The sequence below is a fragment of the Rhizobium sp. RU35A genome (genome assembly GCF_900156005.1).
GTDB classification, from domain to species: Bacteria; Pseudomonadota; Alphaproteobacteria; order Rhizobiales; family Rhizobiaceae; genus Neorhizobium; species Neorhizobium straminoryzae.
The window spans coordinates 1-2,064 of the sequence record NZ_FTMR01000043.1; the positions used below are offsets into that span (position 1 = coordinate 1).

1 protein-coding gene is annotated in these 2,064 nt (G+C 63.7%); it reads left to right on the plus strand.

Features of this window, described 5'->3' with window-relative positions; genetic code table 11:
- The coding region (locus F3H95_RS26945; RefSeq protein WP_149748238.1) for a leukotoxin LktA family filamentous adhesin at window positions 1-2,064 on the plus strand (2,064 nt) is incomplete at both ends.

Consider the following 2,064-nt stretch of genomic DNA (forward strand, 5'->3'; position numbering starts at 1 on the left):
TTTGGACATGGTCGATCGGTCTCGCCACTGGTATCCGGTGTTGGCGCGCTTTTCCCGCACGCTGACAGTTTCCGTTGTTTCGGGAAGTCTGGTTCTCCAGCCTTTCCTGGCGCATGCGCAGCAGATCGTCGTCGATGGCCGCACCCAGACCTTGCTGCAGGTGAACGGTGCGGTGACGGATGTCACCACGACCACGATCGCCCATGGCAATGCCTTCAACTCCTTCTCGAAGTTCGATGTCGACGCGGGGCATACGGTCAACCTCTATGTCCCCCAGGGGGCGGACCGTCTGCTCAACGTGGTGCGTGACAGGCAGAGTTCGATCAACGGCATTCTCAACAGCTACAAGAACGGCGAGATCGGCGGTGACGTCTACTTCCTGAACCCGCATGGGGTCGTCGTGGGCGAAAAGGGGGTGGTCAATACCGGCCGCCTGACGCTGCAGACCCCGACCTCCGAATTCGCCGAGGCCCTGATCGACAACCAGGGCGCCATCAGCCATGCGCGTGTGGAGGCCGCCATCCGGGGCGATGTGCCGTTGTCGAAGGATGGCAGCGTGCGCATCCTCGGCGAGGTGAATGCCCGCGACAAGCTGATCATCCGTTCTGCCAGCCAGGAGATCCACGGCACCGTGCGCGAAGGGGCCGAGGCCTCGCGCGCCATCTTCGAGAATGTGGTCAATACCGGGGGCCTGCAGAAGGGCGCGGAATCCGTGACGGTCGGTGCCGATGGCACCATCTCGCTGCTGGGCGCAGGCCAGACCGCCCCCGAGCGCAAGATGATCGTGCTGGACAAGAGCGCCGAGACGCGCACGGAAACGGCGCTGACCATCCGCGAAGGGCTTGTCGACATCTCGACCACCTCGATCAACGGCAACAACGCCTACAACTCCTTCAGCATCTTCGACGTCTATGCCGGCCAGACGGTCAACCTGATCGTTCCGTCTTCCGTTTCGAACCTGATCAATATCGTTCGCGACAAGCAGTCGGATATCAATGGCCAGCTGAATGCGCTGAAGAACGGCCAGATCGGCGGCAATGTCTACTTCCTCAATCCGCGCGGCATCGTGGTGGGCGCCAGCGGCATCCTGAAGGCGGACAGCATCACGCTTGCCACGCCGTCCCTGGAAAGCGTCGACCAGCTTCTGAAGGCCGGTCGCGCGCCTGCCCAGAATGATGCGCTCTCGCTTCTGACGATCGGTGCACTGCAGAAGAACAGCAAGGGCATCGTCAATGTGGCGGGCCTCGTCTCGGCGAAGTCCGGCGTCACCATCGCCGCGCAGAATGTCGATATTTCCGGCACGCTGACGGTCGAGGGCGCGGGTGCTGCCGGAATCTCCCCGCAGATCGTGGTGCAGTCTGTCGATGACACCGTCATCAATGGCGGTCGCATCACGGCCGACGGTTCAAACGGCCGCAAGGCGGGGTCCGTGCGCGTGGAGGCCGGCAACGACGTCGCGGTGAAGGCAGGCAGCCTGATCTCCGCCAGTGGCAAGGGCACGGCCTCCGATGGTGGCTCCGTGGTGATCTTTGCCGAGAACGAATCGCAACTGGCAGCCGATGCCTCCGTGCTGGCGCTGGGGGGCGAGGTCTCCGGCAATGGCGGCTTCATCGAGTTCAGCGGGCAAAATGTGGTGACGCTCGCCGGCGGCACATTGAATGCGGCAGCCTTCTTCGGCGCCGGCGGCGAAGTGCTGATCGATCCGGCCCAGATCGTGATTTCCGCCAATACCTGCCTTGGCTGTGGCGGTGCCTATTCCAGCGCCTTGTCGGCCGGCACGAAGTTCAGCCTGCAGGCCAGCCAGAGCGTCACGCTTTCGGAAAACGTCTTCCTGTCGACGCGCCAGGTGGGCGGCGCGACGGACCGCAACAGCCATGCCACGGCGGCCTCGACAGGCATCTCCGGCGCCGTGGAACTGACGGCTCCGACGATCGACCTGAAGAACGGCTCGGCGATCTTCGCCCAGGGCAGCGGCAGCTATGCCGGCGGTGACGTCACGCTGTCCGGCCAGTCTATCAGCCTCACCAACGCAACGATCGCCGGAAAGAACGTCAACCTGACCGC